This is a genomic window from Methylophilus sp. 'Pure River' (genome assembly GCF_046765995.1).
Lineage (GTDB): Bacteria > Pseudomonadota > Gammaproteobacteria > Burkholderiales > Methylophilaceae > Methylophilus.
Genome location: NZ_JBKOUE010000008.1, coordinates 156419 through 172711 on the forward strand (window position 1 = coordinate 156419; position 16293 = coordinate 172711).

The 16293-nt window shown below is 50.3% G+C and carries 12 protein-coding genes; 6 read left to right on the forward strand and 6 right to left on the reverse strand.

The genetic code is table 11. The features are described from left to right. Positions 1 to 7: 7 nt before the first annotated feature. The 4 genes from sdhD to ACIDE9_RS11215 form a co-directional block, all read right to left on the reverse strand. Positions 8 to 361 carry a succinate dehydrogenase, hydrophobic membrane anchor protein gene (gene sdhD / locus ACIDE9_RS11200; RefSeq protein ID WP_194754263.1) on the reverse strand — a complete coding sequence of 118 codons (354 nt, stop codon included), beginning with the start codon at positions 359 to 361 and terminating at the stop codon, positions 8 to 10. A 1-nt stretch (position 362) separates the two neighbouring features. Then, positions 363 to 761, reverse strand: coding sequence for a succinate dehydrogenase, cytochrome b556 subunit (gene sdhC / locus ACIDE9_RS11205; protein ID WP_411994858.1), 399 nt, complete (start codon positions 759 to 761; stop codon positions 363 to 365). A 12-nt stretch (positions 762 to 773) separates the two neighbouring features. Further along, on the reverse strand, positions 774 to 1976 hold the full coding sequence (locus ACIDE9_RS11210; RefSeq protein WP_411994859.1) for a malic enzyme-like NAD(P)-binding protein: 1203 nt from the start codon (positions 1974 to 1976) through the stop codon (positions 774 to 776). Between the two features lie 146 nt (positions 1977 to 2122). Further along, on the reverse strand, positions 2123 to 2857 hold the full coding sequence (locus ACIDE9_RS11215; protein ID WP_194742225.1) for a GntR family transcriptional regulator: 735 nt from the start codon (positions 2855 to 2857) through the stop codon (positions 2123 to 2125). Positions 2858 to 3042: 185 nt separating this feature from the next. Between ACIDE9_RS11215 and ACIDE9_RS11220 the strand changes: the two genes are divergently transcribed. The 6 genes from ACIDE9_RS11220 to ACIDE9_RS11245 all read left to right on the forward strand — a co-directional run bounded on the left by ACIDE9_RS11220 (position 3043) and on the right by ACIDE9_RS11245 (position 9703). Then, positions 3043 to 3924: an HpcH/HpaI aldolase/citrate lyase family protein gene (locus ACIDE9_RS11220; RefSeq protein WP_194754260.1), complete on the forward strand. Its 882-nt coding sequence runs from the start codon at positions 3043 to 3045 to the stop codon at positions 3922 to 3924. A gap of 11 nt (positions 3925 to 3935) precedes the next feature. Next, complete coding sequence (locus tag ACIDE9_RS11225; protein ID WP_411994861.1) at positions 3936 to 4994, forward strand: MaoC family dehydratase; 1059 nt, start codon at positions 3936 to 3938, stop codon at positions 4992 to 4994. A 2-nt stretch (positions 4995 to 4996) separates the two neighbouring features. Further along, entirely contained in the window at positions 4997 to 5995 is a 999-nt protein-coding gene (locus ACIDE9_RS11230; RefSeq protein WP_411994863.1) for an HpcH/HpaI aldolase/citrate lyase family protein, read from the forward strand. Between the two features lie 23 nt (positions 5996 to 6018). Beyond that, positions 6019 to 6894, forward strand: a complete 876-nt coding sequence (prpB, locus tag ACIDE9_RS11235; protein WP_292780795.1) for a methylisocitrate lyase — start codon at positions 6019 to 6021, stop codon at positions 6892 to 6894. Positions 6895 to 6928: 34 nt separating this feature from the next. Further along, positions 6929 to 8098 (forward strand): 2-methylcitrate synthase, encoded by a 1170-nt coding sequence (prpC, locus tag ACIDE9_RS11240; protein WP_411994865.1) that lies wholly within the window; start codon positions 6929 to 6931, stop codon positions 8096 to 8098. A gap of 144 nt (positions 8099 to 8242) precedes the next feature. Next, on the forward strand, positions 8243 to 9703 hold the full coding sequence (locus tag ACIDE9_RS11245) for a bifunctional 2-methylcitrate dehydratase/aconitate hydratase (RefSeq protein ID WP_411994866.1): 1461 nt from the start codon (positions 8243 to 8245) through the stop codon (positions 9701 to 9703). A gap of 44 nt (positions 9704 to 9747) precedes the next feature. Here ACIDE9_RS11245 and ACIDE9_RS11250 read toward each other — a convergent pair whose 3' ends face one another. Both ACIDE9_RS11250 and ACIDE9_RS11255 read right to left on the reverse strand, forming a co-directional pair. Next, positions 9748 to 12711, reverse strand: coding sequence for a DUF6701 domain-containing protein (locus ACIDE9_RS11250; protein ID WP_411994868.1), 2964 nt, complete (start codon positions 12709 to 12711; stop codon positions 9748 to 9750). 216 nt (positions 12712 to 12927) lie between these two features. Continuing rightward, the coding region (locus ACIDE9_RS11255) for an Ig-like domain-containing protein (RefSeq protein WP_411994869.1) at positions 12928 to 16293 on the reverse strand (3366 nt) is incomplete at its 5' end.

Sequence of the window (16293 nt, forward strand, 5' to 3'; positions counted from 1 at the left end):
ACTCACCTTAAAAATCCATTCCAAATAAAATCCATATCACTGCCAGCGCATTGCCAAATACCGCAATATTCACCAGCCATTGCAACACGTTGCGGATGCCCAAATGCGGCACATAATCACGCAATACATCACGCACCCCTAACCAGGCATGTAACAGCATGCAGGCAAAAAACCATAGCGTGAGCAGGCGCCACCACAGTGGCGCAAACAAGGCTTGCCACTCACTAAAATTCTGTGGTGATAACCACATCACACGTAACCACAACAACAGCAACACCACCGCCATCGACAGCGCACACAAGCGCTGTGTCAGCCAGCGTCGCATGCCAGGGTATTTGGCCGTCAGTAACTCAAACAACATGCTAGCCTCTCACCCAAATCGCCCAGATCACAAACACCATGGTGACGGCGACCAGCCACAACACCACGCGGCTGGAGAAGCGTGCTTTTTGTAACGTCGTCATCCAGTGCACATCCATGGCCAGGTGGCGGATGCCCGCATAAAAATGGTGGAAGAAAGCACAGGCCAAGGCAGTAATCAACAACTTCACCGGCCATTGCGCGAGTTGCTTAGCCACAGTGGCGTAGCCCTGCGCACTGGACAAGGACAAATACAAGGCCCATAACAACAGCGGCTGAATCAGAAACAGCACCACCCCGCTGGCGCGGTGCAGAATCGACACCACGGCATTCACCGGCAGGCGGATCGTGAATAAATCCAGATTCTTGGGCCGCTGTTTTTTTTGCTTCTTTACAATCATGCTAAATAACTCTTACTCGCCTGCATTGGCCGCACGCGCAACGGCGCCAGCCACGTATTCCATCAAACGTGGATCAAATGGTTTAGGGATAATGTAGTCTTTGCCAAACGATAATGACTGTAACTGGTACGCCTCTAGCACCTGCGCAGGCACGGGCTCGCGCGCCAATTGGCTAAGTGCCTGTGCTGCGGCAACTTTCATCTGCTCGGTAATCTGTTTTGCCTGGGCATCCAGTGCGCCGCGGAACAGATAAGGAAAACACAAGGCATTATTGACCTGGTTAGGGAAATCACTGCGGCCGGTGGCCATAATCACGTCATCGCGCAAGGCAAATACCTGGCTGGGTAAAATTTCAGGGTCAGGATTGGCCAGGGCAAAAATCACCGGCTTGGCCGCCATACGGCTCACCAGTTCGGCCGGCAATCCATTTTTTGCCGAGACGCCAATAAACACATCGGCGCCTAGCATGGCATCCGCCAGCGTTTGAACGCCGCCTGCTGCGATGGCCAGTTCGCGGTTGTTGTCATGTAAATCATCACGACTGTGATCGAGCACCCCTTTGCGATCGACCATGGTGATGTTGGTGGCGCCCATTAACTTGAGCAGCTTGGCACAGGAACAACCCGCTGCACCCGCGCCTAAAAACACAATTTTGGCGCGGGGCAACGTTTTGCCTTGGAGATCAAGCGCATTCAACAAAGCGGCCGCCACAATCACAGCCGTGCCATGCTGATCGTCATGAAACACCGGGATATCCAGGCGTTTCTTTAACTCATTTTCAATATAAAAACAGTGCGGCGCAGCAATATCTTCGAGATTGATGCCGCCAAACGTCGGCGCAATATTCACCACAGTCTGGATAAACTCGTCCGGCGTCGCGGCATTGACTTCAATATCAAACACGTCAATATCCGCAAAGCGCTTGAACAACACACCCTTGCCCTCCATCACTGGCTTGCCTGCCAGCGCCCCCACATTGCCTAAACCCAGCACCGCAGTGCCATCGGTAATCACTGCCACCAGATTACCCTTATTCGTATACTTATAGGCATTGGCCGGATCTGCCTCGATTTCACGCACTGGCTCGGCCACGCCCGGCGTATAAGCCAGCGATAAATCCTGCTGTGTCGCACAAGGCTTGGACGACTCCACGCTCAGCTTCCCTGGCTTGGGAAACTGGTGGTAATCCAGCGCGCGTTGCTTTAAATCGTCCATTCATTAACCTCTTTCTTTATTGCGACAGTCTTTGCATCGACCAAGACTTTTCAAAATGTATTTTGGCTAGGCGGACGAGCGCAGACAGTACAATCAGTACGGCAAGCGAAGTCCAACAACGCGAAAATGCGTTTTCAAAAGTCGCCCTATTCCAATTCGCTCATGTAGTGGTGATCGTCAGTCAGACACAAACCCAGGCGCCACTCCATGGGCTTATCGCCATAAGTAAACGACACGCGCTCTATACTCAGCAGAGGGTAACCTTCCTTCAAGCCCAGCGCTTTAGCCACCTCTGCATCGGCAGCCACGGCTTTAATGCGTTCTTCGGCGCGGATCATGCGCACGCCAAACTGCGACTCATACATGCTATACATTGAGCCATTGCTTTCTTCCACCTTGGCGCGGTTCAAACCTTTAAAAGGTGCTGCAGGCACAATAATATGGTCATAAATCAATGGCCGCCCTGAAAAAGTCAGCAGGCGCTTGACGTCTATGGTGGTCGCACCTGCTTTGATTTCCAGCACCTTACCGATATGTACACTGGCCTTGCTTTTTACACAGGAAAGAAACTCGTTTTGCAACTGCTCTTTCTGCCCACTTTCTGCCGTTAAACGCAAAAAGCGCAATCTGACATCATCCTGGTTATGCGTTGCTACAAAGGTGCCCTTGCCTTGACGGCGAATCAGGATATTCTCCGTGGCCAGGCTATCAATCGCCTTGCGCACCGTGCCCTGACTGACCTTATAACGCTGAGCGAGATCAATTTCACTCGGAATCATATCTCCAGGACGCCACTCCCCTCCGATCAGACTTTGCGTAATCAGCACTTTGATCTGGTCATACAGCGGCCTGTAACTTGGCGACCCTAACTGCTTATCCATAGATTCGACTCCGTTCATGATTGGCACCATTTAATTGCACCTGAAATAAGTTTTTTAATTTATATCACAGGGTGTTTTTATTGTCCACTATTTTATATCTTATATAAGACATAAGATATTTGTTGACACAGTTTTTTTATTCATGAATAATGAATCCAATTTCTTGCCGCAACAAAGGAAACCCCATGTCATATGCACTCAGACCCAGACGCTCGATGCTATATGTTCCCGGCTGCAATCAGCATTATCTGGAACGTGCACGCACGCTTGCGGCAGACTCTGTCATTCTTGACCTGGGTGACCCTATTCTGGTCGACGCCAAAATCCAGTCTCGCCACAATGTGGTCAATGCAGTCAAAGAAGGTGGCTACGGCAAAAGAGAAGTGGTTGTACGCGTCAATGACTTGCACTCCATCTGGGGCCATGACGACATTAAAGCAGTGGCCAATATTGGTGCCGATGCCATCCTGTTCCCCAATATTGAGTCGCGTGAAGATGTATTGCAGGCGCAGCAGTTATTAGATGAAGCTGGCGGCAAAAATGTACCCATGATGGTCATGATTGAAAGTCCGCTGGCAGTATTAAACGCCAAGGAAATCGCTGCGGCCTCTGACCGTGTGATCTGTATGGTGATGGCAACCTCAGACCTGATTTCGCAACTGCACGCACGTGTGACGCACGAACGTTCAGCCATCTTGACCTCATTATCATTGGTGGTGCTGGCCGCACGCGCTTACGGCAAAGGTGTGATTGATGGTATTACGTCAGATTTCAAGAACATGCATTCGTTTGAATACGCCTGTCGTATAGGCCGAGACATCGGTATGGATGGTAAATCGCTGGTACATCCGGCACAAATTGCTTACTGCAACGACGCCTACACGCCACAGCGCGCAGAAGTTGAGCATGCACGGCTGATTATCAAAGCCCTTAAGGAAGCTAACGAGGGTGGGCGCGGCACGGTGGTGGTGAATGACAAACTGGTCGAACACCACCATATCAAAGCCGCACAACGCTTGATTCAACTGGCAGAGGCCATTGCCGAGCTGGAAGAAGAGTTTATATAAAGGAGTTGAAAATGAGCACAAAAATCAACACCGGACGTTTTTTCGAACATTTTGTACTGGGTGAGACCATCCAGCACGCCACGCCGCGCACCATCACGACAGGTGACACGGCGCTGTATATTGCGCTAACAGGCGCACGCAACCCCTTACATTGCAGCACGCCGCTAGCGCAATCGCTAGGTTACCCGCAGATGCCGGTTGATGACCTGCTGGCATTTCATATTGCCTTTGGCAAGACGGTCCCCGATATTTCAGTCAATGCCGTCGCCAACCTCGGCTACGCAGATGTACGGTTTATACAACCGGTATATGTGGGCGACACGCTGACGACCTCAAGCGAGGTCATTGGCCTGAAACAAAACTCCAATGGCAAAAGTGGCGTGGTCTGGGTACGTTCAACCACCCTCAACCAGCAACAACAACCGGTACTGAGCTGGGTACGCTGGGTGATGGTGCACAAGAAAAACCAGGAGGCGCCAGCGCCTGACACTGTTATCCCTGAGCTACCAGAGTTTGTCAGCCCTGAATCATTAGCTGTGCCAGCCCACTTCAAGCTAAATAACAGCCTGGGCACTGCCACAGCTGGTCAATACTGGTGGGACGATTACGAAGTGGGTGAATGCATGCGCCACCCTTCTGGCCTGACCATCAATGAAAGTGACCATACCATGGCCACGCACTTATACCAGAACAATGCGCGCCTGCACTTTGATGCGCACCTGATGAAAAGCACACCACAGGGCCAATGCCTGGTATATGGCGGCGTGGTGATCTCGGCCTGTCGTGCCCTCAGTTATGAAGGCCTGGAAAATGCCATTGCCATTCTGGCCATTAACGGTGGCACCCATGCCAATCCAAGTTATTCCGGCGATACCATTTATTGCCTGACCAAGGTACTGGATAAATGGGCCCTGCCCCATCCTGAGTTAGGCGCATTACGCTTACGCATGGTCGGCGTCAAAAATATGCCGCCAGCGACCCTGGAAAACATCAAAACCACGCAGGGCTACCACCCGCACGTGGTGCTCGATCTCGACTATACCGTTCTCATTCCACGCAAAGGAAACTAAACATGGCTGTTCATCCAAATCAGGCACTTTTTGGCGGTGAAAAACCGTTCCCGGTCATTCCGGCGTGTGAACATTTTGCCGGTAGCGAAAAGTTGATCCTGAAAGCCTTGTCACTCCAAGACCCGGCTACGCCTAATGCTGCAGGCCCGGTATTTGATATCACCTGTGATTGCGAAGATGGCGCAGCCAGTGGCCAGGAACAAGCACATGCACAAATGATCGTCCGCATACTGAATTCCGAAGCCAACAAATACAAAATGGCCGGGGCACGTATTCACGACTACACGCATCCGCACTGGAAACAAGACATCGACATCCTGGTCGGTGGCGCGGGTGAAGTGTTGAGCTATATCACCATCCCCAAATGTACCGATATCGCACAAGCGCGCGAAATGATCGCCTATATCCAGCAAGTGGCCAAACAACATGGCATTCGCCGGGAAATCCCGGTGCATATCCTGATTGAAACCCACGGTGCATTAAGACAAGTGCACGAGATTGCACAACTACCCTGGTTGCAAGTGCTGGACTTTGGCCTCATGGATTTTGTCAGTGCGCATCACGGAGCCATCCCGGCAACAGCCATGCGCAGCCCTGGCCAGTTTGATCACCGCTTGCTGGCACGCGCCAAAACTGAAGTGGTCTCAGCCGCACTGGCCAATGGTGTGGTGCCTGCGCACAATGTCACCCTAGACCTGAAAAACGTTGAAGTGACTTATAACGACGCCTCACGCGCACGCAATGAGTTTGGCTTTATGCGCATGTGGAGCATCTACCCGACCCAGATTCAAGCCATTGTCGACGCCATGAAACCGAACTATGACGAAGTGACGGATGCCGCCAATATCTTGCTGGCAGCGCAAGCAGCCGATTGGGGCCCGATTCAGTACGCAGGTGAGCTGCATGACCGCGCCACTTATCGTTACTTCTGGGAAGTATTGCAAAAAGCCAAGCAAACTGGCGTCACCATGCCGGAAGACGCTGAACACGCTTTCTTTTAACCGCCGATCAACAGGAAACAAATATGACGCAATCCAACACGCCAGGCGGTCGTTTCCGCGCAGCCTTGGCCGCTGAAAAACCATTACAGATCATCGGTGCCATCAATGCCTATCACGCCATGCTGGCCACACAATCCGGGTTTAAAGCCATTTACTTGTCCGGTGGTGGCGTGGCAGCAGGTTCTTTAGGCCTGCCTGACCTTGGTATTTCTGGCCTCGAAGACGTACTGGTCGATGTGCGCCGCATTACCGATGCAGTAGATACACCCTTGCTGGTCGATATCGATACCGGTTTTGGTGGCGCATTCAATATTGCACGTACGATTAAAAGTGTCGCCAAAGCAGGTGCGGCCGCGGTGCATATTGAAGACCAGGTCAGTGCCAAACGCTGCGGCCATCGCCCCAATAAAGCGATTGTCAGCCTGGATGAAATGGTAGACCGCGTCAAAGCCGCAGTGGATGCCAAACCAGATGATGACTTTGTCGTTATGGCGCGCACCGATGCTTTAGCTGTAGAAGGCCTGCAGTCGGCCATAGATCGCGCCTGCGCCTGTGTTGAAGCTGGCGCCGACATGATTTTTCCGGAGGCCATGACAGAGCTGGGCATGTACCAGCAGTTTGTTGATGCAGTGAAAGTGCCCGTACTGGCAAACATCACCGAATTCGGCTCTACACCGTTGTTTAGCGTAAGCGAACTGGCCACTGCTGGCGTAGGCATGGTGCTGTATCCCTTATCAGCCTTCCGCGCCATGAATCAGGCCGCGCTTAAAGTGTATCAAGGCGTGCGCCAGGATGGCACACAAAAGAATGTATTGGACCTGATGCAAACGCGTGCCGACCTGTATGAGCACCTGGGTTATCACGCTTTTGAACAAAAACTAGACGCGCTGTATAAATAATCAACACACGCGACCAGAAACAAGGAGGTTAGTTATGAACACCACCACTGATCCAACTATTGCAGCGACTGAAGCCCCCAAACGCAAAAAAGGCGTGGCACTGGCGGGTGTGGCTGCGGGCACCACGGCTATTTGTACCGTGGGCCACAGCGGTAATGACTTGCATTACCGTGGTTACGATATCATCGAGCTGGCTAAACATGCCACATTCGAAGAAGTCGCTTATTTGCTGATATACGGCGAGTTGCCCACCCAACCGCAACTCACCGCTTATCACCAAAAGCTCAAAAAGCTACGCGACCTGCCCAGTGCACTTAAAGCCGTACTGGAACAGATTCCTGCCAATGCGCATCCCATGGATGTGATGCGCACGGGTTGTTCAATGTTGGGGACACTAGAACCGGAGGCCGTTGACCGCAATACCGCTGGCGCACAGGCATTAGGTGACCGCCTGATTGCCTGTTTCGGTTCTATCCTCATTTACTGGTATCACTTTAGCCACCGTGGCGTACGCATCGATGTAGAAACCGATGACGATTCGATTGCCGCCCACTTCCTGCATATCCTGCATGGCAAAAAGCCGTCTGAGTTGCATATCAAGGCCATGAATACCTCACTGGTATTGTATGCAGAACACGAGTTCAACGCCTCAACCTTTACCTCACGCGTGATCGCGGGTACCTTGTCCGACCTGTACTCCTGCATCACCGGCGCGATTGGTGCCCTGCGCGGTCCCAAACATGGTGGTGCCAATGAAGCGGCAATGGAGATTATCGAACGCTACCAGACGCCGGATGACGCTGAAGCGGATATCAAAGCCAGGATGGCGCGCAAAGAGATCATTATTGGTTTTGGCCATCCGGTATACACGATTGCCGACCCGCGTAATGAATCGATTAAAGCTGTCAGTCAATCGCTGTGTGAAGATGCCGGCAATATGCAGCTATTTGATATCTCGGCCCGCATTGAGGAAATCATGTGGAACGAGAAAAAAATGTTCCCCAACCTTGATTGGTACAGTGCCTCCAGCTATCACATGATGGGCATCCCGACCGGCATGTTCACACCGATCTTTGTGATTTCACGCACCACCGGCTGGGTGGCTCATGCGATTGAGCAACGGATCGATAACAAAATTATTCGTCCGAATGCGGAATACAACGGCCCGGATAACAGAGCGTTTGTGCCAATCACTCAGCGCTAATCTACTGAATTTAAACACACCCTGCTCGTTACTCCATGCTTTGCAATGGCAAACATCAAGAGCGAGGTACGCCTAAATTCAGCCGTGAATGAGTTTTGAAGAAAACAGTAATTACTTTTTAACCTATTGATAAAGGTAACAAACATGTCAGCCCATATTTCTAACGTTCGCCCTGACCCGGACCAGGTGATTGTGGATATTGCCAACTACGTGGCAGATTTTGAAATCAACTCCAGCGAAGCTTATGACACCGCCCGTAACTGCCTGATGGATACCTTGGGCTGTGGTTTCGAAGCGCTGGATTACCCCGCCTGTACCAAACTGCTGGGGCCAGTCATTGCCGGGACTATCGTACCGAATGGCGCCAAAGTACCTGGCACCTCTTACCAGTTAGACCCTATCCTGGCGGCGTTTAACATCGGCGCCATGATCCGCTGGCTGGATTTTAATGACACCTGGCTGGCAGCAGAATGGGGCCACCCTTCTGACAACCTGGGCGGCATCCTGGCTTCTGCCGACTATATGTCACGCAAACACGTGGCTGAAGGCAAGGCGCCGTTGACCATGAAGGATGTGCTGACTGCGATGATCAAGGCGCATGAAATTCAGGGCGTACTGGCATTAGAAAACAGTTTTAACCGTGTGGGCCTGGATCACGTGATTCTGGTCAAGATTGCCTCGACAGCAGTGGTCACTAAATTACTGGGCGGCAATAAGCAGGACATCATCAATGCCGTGTCTAACGCCTTTGTAGACGGTCAAAGCTTGCGCACCTACCGCCATAGTCCGAATACCGGTTCCCGTAAGTCCTGGGCAGCAGGCGATGCCACCTCACGCGCGGTACGCCTGGCCTGGATGACATTGCAAGGTGAAATGGGCTATCCAAGCGCTTTAACGGCAAAAACCTGGGGCTTTTATGATGTGCTATTTAAAGGCAATGCCTTCAAGTTCCAGCGCCCTTATGGCAGCTATGTCATGGAGCAAGTATTGTTCAAAATCTCTTTCCCGGCCGAGTTTCATGCGCAAACCGCGGTGGAATCTGCATTCCAGCTGAACAAGGAAGTCGGCAATCGCCTGCAATCACTGGACGATATTGCCAATATCGACAAGATCGTCATCACCACCCATGAGTCGGCCATTCGCATTATCGACAAAACCGGCCCCATGAATAACCCTGCTGACCGCGACCACTGTATTCAATATATGGCTGCCGTAGGCTTGCTCAAAGGCAGTTTGACGGCGCTGGACTACGAAGATGAGGCTGCTGCCGACCCACGCATTGATGCCCTGCGTGACAAAATGACTTGTGTAGAGAAGTCAGAATACACACGTGACTACCTTGACCCGGAAAAACGCTCCATTGCCAACGCGATCCAGATTTTCTTTAAAGATGGGACCCAATCCAGCAATATCGCCGTGGAATACCCGATTGGCCACCGCCGCCGCCGTGGTGAAGGCATCCCGGAGCTGGTGAAAAAATTCAAGGTCAATCTGGCACGCCGTTTTGATGCAGGCAAACAAGCTGAGATTCTGGCCTTATGCCAGGACCAGGCCAAACTGGAAGCGACTTCCGTCAATCAGTTTGTGGATATGCTGATGGTTTAAACACGACGTGTACGCAGTCAATTGGCTGCGTACACAACCCGCGCTTAAAAACTTTCGCGCATATAGACGATAGGTGTTTTATAAATGCCGAATGTTGCCCGCGCAACAGGATCTACGGCCCCGAACCAGAGTAACACACCACTTATCGCAGGCACTTCTAATGGCGTAATGCAAGTCCGGTCTGCGTTTGCCGCAGCCCCCAGATTGACCTCCACATCCACACTCCCCGTATTCGGGATACCATTTTGCGCAACCCCAGGCGCACCGAGCCTCAGGTTTAGCAACCCACGACTCATGCTTGCACTGGTCGACAAGGTAGTTTCACAGGCCGTTAAATTGCCTTTGTAATTTTTAAGCACCACACTTAAAGATGGGATGAGCGTACAGCTGTCTGCCTGGTTTCTCACGTAAGCTGTGCCGTTCCAGTATTGTGCTTCCAACTGCACGGGCAAGGGCAAAAGTTCAGAGCCATGCGCATTATGCAGCGTCAATTTACCGTAACGATAAGCCAGATTCGAGGCCAGCAGCGTTGGTGTCGAAGAGACCAGCACGCCCGCCTCTGAATATTGCGGCTGTGCATAGACACTCATGCTCTGCGGCGTAACAGCTGCAGGAGGTCGACTGATAGATTGTTTGGCGGTGACGTTAGCAACGCCTGCACCCCAGCTACCACTCAATGACGAAGGAGCCGCACTCAACCCCAGCGTCGCCCCCACCTGAGGCGAGAGTGAAAAATGATAATTATCGACGTTGAGCAGATCAAAAATAGCAGAAAACGTCCCCGTAAAATTCCGGGTAGTGGCGTTGCCTGCATTTTGTGCTGTCAACGTAAATGTCGTGGTGATGGCTGGCAGTGTACTGCTGTCCTGGCCAAAATATGAAAAAGTACCGCAAGCATTGCTGGTTGAGTTAAGCAGGGTTAGCTGGAGGTGATCGGGCACAAAGCGCCCCATATAGACATTGGTACTCGGCGCATAGCCAAAAGCACAGGCTTGTTTATTATTGCTGGCAACAAAGCCCGGTGTGCAATCTGAGGTTGCATCAACCTGGGTAAACGTATCATCATAAATCCCCAGTGCATTAAATTTAAAATATCCAACTTCATCATAAATAAAGTCAGCGCCGGTACTCGCGCCATTGCTCGCCTGGCCAAATGTACCAGACAATGCGCCAGTGCGCAGTGCACCGGGATGCGCGGCAATCAGATTATTATCAATTTTGGCCGTGCCGTTATAGTTAGATAAGCCAGTAGCAATGGTCATCTCAAACCTGCCAATGCCTGCTTTAATCACCGGGCTGTTGCTGGTGCTGCTACCATTGGCAGCATCTGCATTGGCATTGCCTGAGCTCATACTGTTAAAACTAGCAGGCCGCACGGCAAAGTTATCCATAGACAGCGAAACCTGCTGGGTAGCATTGGCGTCTGTCACCTGGCAACGCAGATTTTTATAAGCATTTGTAATTGTTGTAGAAACACCCTTACGCCCTAGGTTACTACTGCTGAAAGTGACATTCTGCGTCAAGAGCGTTGTCCGGGTCCCGCCACAGGTTTGATTAATCAATACTGCAGGGTCACCACAATCAATCCATTTCACTTCAACCGTTTTACTGGCCTCCCCTACAGCCACGAAATCGGTATTCACACTGTTATCTGCCGCAAGGGCAACCACGTCGGCACTAAACGCACTGTTTGCTACCTGTGTGAACAAATGGCCATTGGCTGCATTCGGATTCGCCACAGAGGGATCAATACAGTTAAATTTAGCGGCTGGCGTAGTACATTTGCGCACAACATAGTTGAATGGGTTAAACACACAAGAACTTTGGGAGCATGTGCCATTATTGGCACAGCAAATCCCGCCCGTGTTTGAGTTAAACTCCATCTTGATTGCCCAGATATTATTGGCACTACTTTTTGCGCAGCCAGTAATCTTGCCATAGTTATCAATACCGCCGGTCACGGTGACCGAATTGTTAATCACTGATTGGCTATCAATATACACATTGTTATTGACTGAAGCTGTCAGCGCATTGGTATTCGTCACCTGCACGCTGCCATTAATGGTAGAGCCGCTATATAAAGACACACCCGAATCAATATCAGAGCGTACATTAACACTGCCTTGAACAACGGTCTGGTAAATGGTCATACTCGCATGCATTAAGCCGGTGGCGGTGACACTCACATCGCCTTGCACGGTCGTGCCATTGCCTAATGTGAGGTAGCCCGCCTGTACATTAATAGCGCCGTAATACGTGCTATTTTGTGATGAGCCACCATCTAGGCTACCGACACTGACATTGCCTGATAATGCGTTGCTCTGGCCATTCACAAACATATAACAACCAGCACAACTCACCCCATTTGTAATCGTGTTAAAGCCTGTGAGGTTGATGCTGCCTGTCGTCGTGCTCAGCATGCCATTGACTGCAACCGCCCGCGAGAGTGTGACCGGGCCGGTTCTGCCAGCAATATTGCCATTGACCACGGCATCTTGTGCCATAAAGATAGCGCCAAAACCACTACTGATTACATCCCCTTGTATCGTGCCAGCGGCATTGATTGAGCCATTTGAAATCAGCAGATTGCCACGAATATATGAGGCGCCATATACCGTCACCGCATTGATGCCTGCATTGATCGTTGCGTATAGGGTTGTAGTGTTCAATGTGACCGTACCATTACTGTAAAACGTAACATTAGCTGACTGCGATGCACTGCCTATGCGATAAGCGCCTATATTCAAAGCACCATTGACGGTAATTGAAACATTCCCAATATCAAGAAACTGTACCTGATCTTGAATATTAATGAATCCAGTACAGGTATATACACCTGCACTGCCACTACATCCTGGCGGCATTGGCGCACTTGGTGCAGCCGGAAAGGAATACATGGCCTCGACATAGCCACTGGCAAGCAATAGTAATACACCAATAACAATCTGGATGGTACGTACACAATAAACCCACTTTTTAACGCTGAAAACCAGGCCTGCCAAATGCATATAAGATAACCAAAACAAAACATTAGTTAACTTATTTTACCAATATTAAACTTAAAAACATAAATGTGTTAACAAATGTTTTTTCGCTTCTTATTACGATATGCGAGTCAATCAGGTCCAAGGAATATGAAACTGACGCCAGTGAGCATTTTGCTTAACCACTGCTAGAAAATAAAAAAGCGACCCGAAGGTCGCTTTTTTACAGACACCGATAAATTAATCAGTAATCAGTTTTTGCTGTGACAGCAAGTTGGAGATAATCGCTGCATCAGAGGTCTGACCTGTGGTCAGGTCCACACCACTCAGCACAATCTGCTGGGTCGTGTTACCGCTGCTGAAGCTACCGGACACGTTGTGCGCATCCGTTGCGAAACCACCATTAGAACTGATATGGATAATGGTATCGCTGCCGGATTTCTCAAAGTGCAGGTAGTTCACCAAGTTGCCCGCGTTCTCACCTTGCAGCAAGTCACGCACATCCAGGATATCGCCACCCTGGCTGACAGAGCTCTTGTTGAAATCGGTAATAGTGTCACGTGCTGGCGTACCGGCCACACCATCATCACCACGATCCCACTTGAATACGTCTACGCCAGCGCCACCAGTCAGGGTATCGTTACCTTTACCACCGATCAGGATGTCGTTGCCATCGCCGCCATTCAACTTATCGTTACCAGCACCACCACGCAGGATGTCATTACCAGCGCCACCATTCAAGGTATCGTTACCTGCGTAGCCGTAGATAATGTCATTGCCAGACGTACCATTCACTGTATTGTCAGCGCTATCGCCGCCAATAATTGGCGTACCCTTGTTGCTGTTCAACAAATCAATATTGATCAGGTTAGAGGCTGATTCGCTGTCCTGCAAGCCAGTGCTGTCGACGGCGGTGATCTTGAAGTTCTGGAACAGGCTCAAATCAACGGCTTGCTCATTGGTTTTAACCGTTGACAAGAACTCATTGAGCGCAAGGTTATCCACTGTGCCACCATCAGCAGCAGTGATCACCATTTTGCCATTAGCACCGATCAAGCCGAGGAAACCACTGCTTTGCGTGTAGCTCACATTCAGGCCCAACTCATTCGCAACGGCTTGTGAATAAGTCAAATAGGCCGTGCCTAATGTCACACCAATAAAGGTGTTATAGGCAATCGTCACAGAACTGATGTTGTTATTCACATCACTTGCCGTGAATGCCTGACGGCTTGAGAAGTTGAGCAAGTCGACATTCAACAAGCCTGGCAAGGTCAACAAGCCAGCGGCACCCATACCATTGCTGACTTCTGGCGCCACTTGTGGGATAGAGGTTACCTGTTTAGCCACATTCACAGTCAATGTTGCAGAGCTTGTATCACCATCATTGTCGCTTAATGTGTAATTAAACGAGCTGGTGCCAGAAACACTGGTGTTTTTCGGTGTGAATGAGAAGGACCCGTCATCCATATCGACCAACAAAGTGCCTTGTGCTGTGGTAATAATCAGTTTATGACTGCTGGAGTCATAAGTACTGTTATTAGTACCTGTCACAGTGATAGCACCGGTTGATGAGTTGAAGGTATAAGTAGAGCCATCCACTGCAATTGACTTCACATAACCGCCATCTGCACCAAAGCCACCACCAGAGGTCAAGCTACCGGTAATTGGGCTGCTCACAGTCTCATTCAGAACTGAGTCCAGCTGATTAAAGGACGTCACGCGAACGCCATCTGTATTGGTCCCTGTTTGGCCATCATAAGCGATCGGGTTCAATTCAGTGTTTGAAGTAACGCCAGAACCGATACCAATAGAATAAGACTTAATGTGATTGTTATTCAGGAATGTAATCCATTTAGCTTCTTCAGCTTGCTGAATGCCCGCGTCTGAATCGCTATTTCTGGACTCTGTACCAGTTAAGCTACCCGTACCCCCCACGCCACGGTTAGGTTGACCATCGGTAAAGAAGTAAGACACGTTTTGTGCATTATCCAGCTTACCGGATGTCTCGAACGCATTCATGGCCGTGTTCAAGGCAGAGTCATAGTTGGTATTACCATTGGCTGACAGGTTGTTCAGGTATGCCTTGGCTTCAGCAACAGTCAACCAGGTGCTGCCTAACTGTCTGGTTTGATCCAAACCAGCAAACACCACCAGTGAGACTTTCACGTCACCCATGTCGTCATATTTATCCAGCAAGTTCTTAATTGACTGAATAGCACTGGCCAAACGGGTCTGATTATTCACACCATCAGTGGTGGTCATACTGCCAGAAATATCCAGCGTAATCATAAGGTTGGTGTTGGCAGAATTAGTTGCCGTCACCGTTTGGTTAGTTGCTGTTGGCGCATCATCTGAAACGTTGACGGTAATAGAGCCTTTAGTCGTACTGTCGGCATCGTTGGCGTTCACACCAAACTTGATTGCCAAGGTATCTTCTTGACCAGCCACTGGATGATCAATCGGGCCTGACAACTGCACCGCATAGTCACCTTTGCTATCAATCGTGACACGAATCACTTCTTTGCCATTGGCAGAACCAATCAACGTGCCAGTATTGCTACCTGACCAGGTGATAGTCGTACCACCTGAGGTATAGGTCGTTGTTGGCTCTGTCAGGGTTACGCTCTTCAAGTCGCCATTTGGATCAGAAATGCCCATAGAACCGCTAGCGATCACATTAGAAGGACCAGAGTCCAGCAAACCGTTTGGCAGACCATCTTCAGACACTGAAGCAGACGCATCCAAGGTCACAAAGACTGGTGACTGATTGAGGGTGTATGCATAATTGTCGCTAGGCACACTGATGTTGCCTGCATTGTCAGTGGCAGTCACAGTGTAGTTGTGCAAACCCTTGGTAATGTCAGTCGTTGGCGTAAATGTCCACTTGCCGTCTTTATCAGCAACAGCTGTACCTACTTTAGTCGCACCATCATAGATAGTGACAGTACTACCCGCCTCTGCTTTACCGGTTAATGTTGGCGTTGCATCATCAGCCACACCGCCATTTGCCACGTTGCCCTTCACTGCACCAAAGTCATCGTAGATGTTATCGATAGTTGGTTTATTTGGCGCAACAATGTCCACAACATAGCTCAATTGTGTGGTTGCAGTACCTACGTTACCAGCGGTGTCTGTGGTCGAAACTTTAGCATCGATAGTTTTGTCAGAATCAGCCACCAACTCGGAACCAGGCACACTAACGACAAAGCCTAACTTACCATCAGTGCGGGTAATCACTGTCGTGTTGTAATCTTTACCGTTGATGGTCACCACCACTGGATCACCCAGTTTGGCTTCACCACCGACAGTACCTGTCACCGGTTGATTCACCCCTGGCTGAGATTCAGCGATATTGATAATACCGTCACCGCCGAAGTTAGCATCCAGGGCAATAGTGGCCACTGGTGGAGTCAAATCAAGGCTATATGTCAACTGAGTAGACTGGCTCGCTGTGTTACCAGCGTTGTCAGTCACAGTCACTTTTGCATCGATAGTCTTGTCTGAGTCAGCAGCCAGTTCGTTACCAGCTACATTGACGCTGAAGCCCAACTTGCCATCAGTACGGGTAATCACTGTCGTGTTGTAGTCTTTACCATTGATGGTCAC

Excerpts from the sequence above, each read along its gene's own strand:
- sdhD (WP_194754263.1), bottom strand. The coding sequence starts at position 361 with ATGTTGTTTGAGTTACTGACGGCCAAATACCCTGGCATGCGACGCTGG.
- sdhC (WP_411994858.1), bottom strand. The coding sequence starts at position 761 with ATGATTGTAAAGAAGCAAAAAAAACAGCGGCCCAAGAATCTGGATTTA.
- ACIDE9_RS11210 (WP_411994859.1), bottom strand. The coding sequence starts at position 1,976 with ATGGACGATTTAAAGCAACGCGCGCTGGATTACCACCAGTTTCCCAAG.
- ACIDE9_RS11215 (WP_194742225.1), bottom strand. The coding sequence starts at position 2,857 with ATGGATAAGCAGTTAGGGTCGCCAAGTTACAGGCCGCTGTATGACCAG.
- ACIDE9_RS11220 (WP_194754260.1), top strand. The coding sequence starts at position 3,043 with ATGTCATATGCACTCAGACCCAGACGCTCGATGCTATATGTTCCCGGC.
- ACIDE9_RS11225 (WP_411994861.1), top strand. The coding sequence starts at position 3,936 with ATGAGCACAAAAATCAACACCGGACGTTTTTTCGAACATTTTGTACTG.
- ACIDE9_RS11230 (WP_411994863.1), top strand. The coding sequence starts at position 4,997 with ATGGCTGTTCATCCAAATCAGGCACTTTTTGGCGGTGAAAAACCGTTC.
- prpB (WP_292780795.1), top strand. The coding sequence starts at position 6,019 with ATGACGCAATCCAACACGCCAGGCGGTCGTTTCCGCGCAGCCTTGGCC.
- prpC (WP_411994865.1), top strand. The coding sequence starts at position 6,929 with ATGAACACCACCACTGATCCAACTATTGCAGCGACTGAAGCCCCCAAA.
- ACIDE9_RS11245 (WP_411994866.1), top strand. The coding sequence starts at position 8,243 with ATGTCAGCCCATATTTCTAACGTTCGCCCTGACCCGGACCAGGTGATT.
- ACIDE9_RS11250 (WP_411994868.1), bottom strand. The coding sequence starts at position 12,711 with ATGCATTTGGCAGGCCTGGTTTTCAGCGTTAAAAAGTGGGTTTATTGT.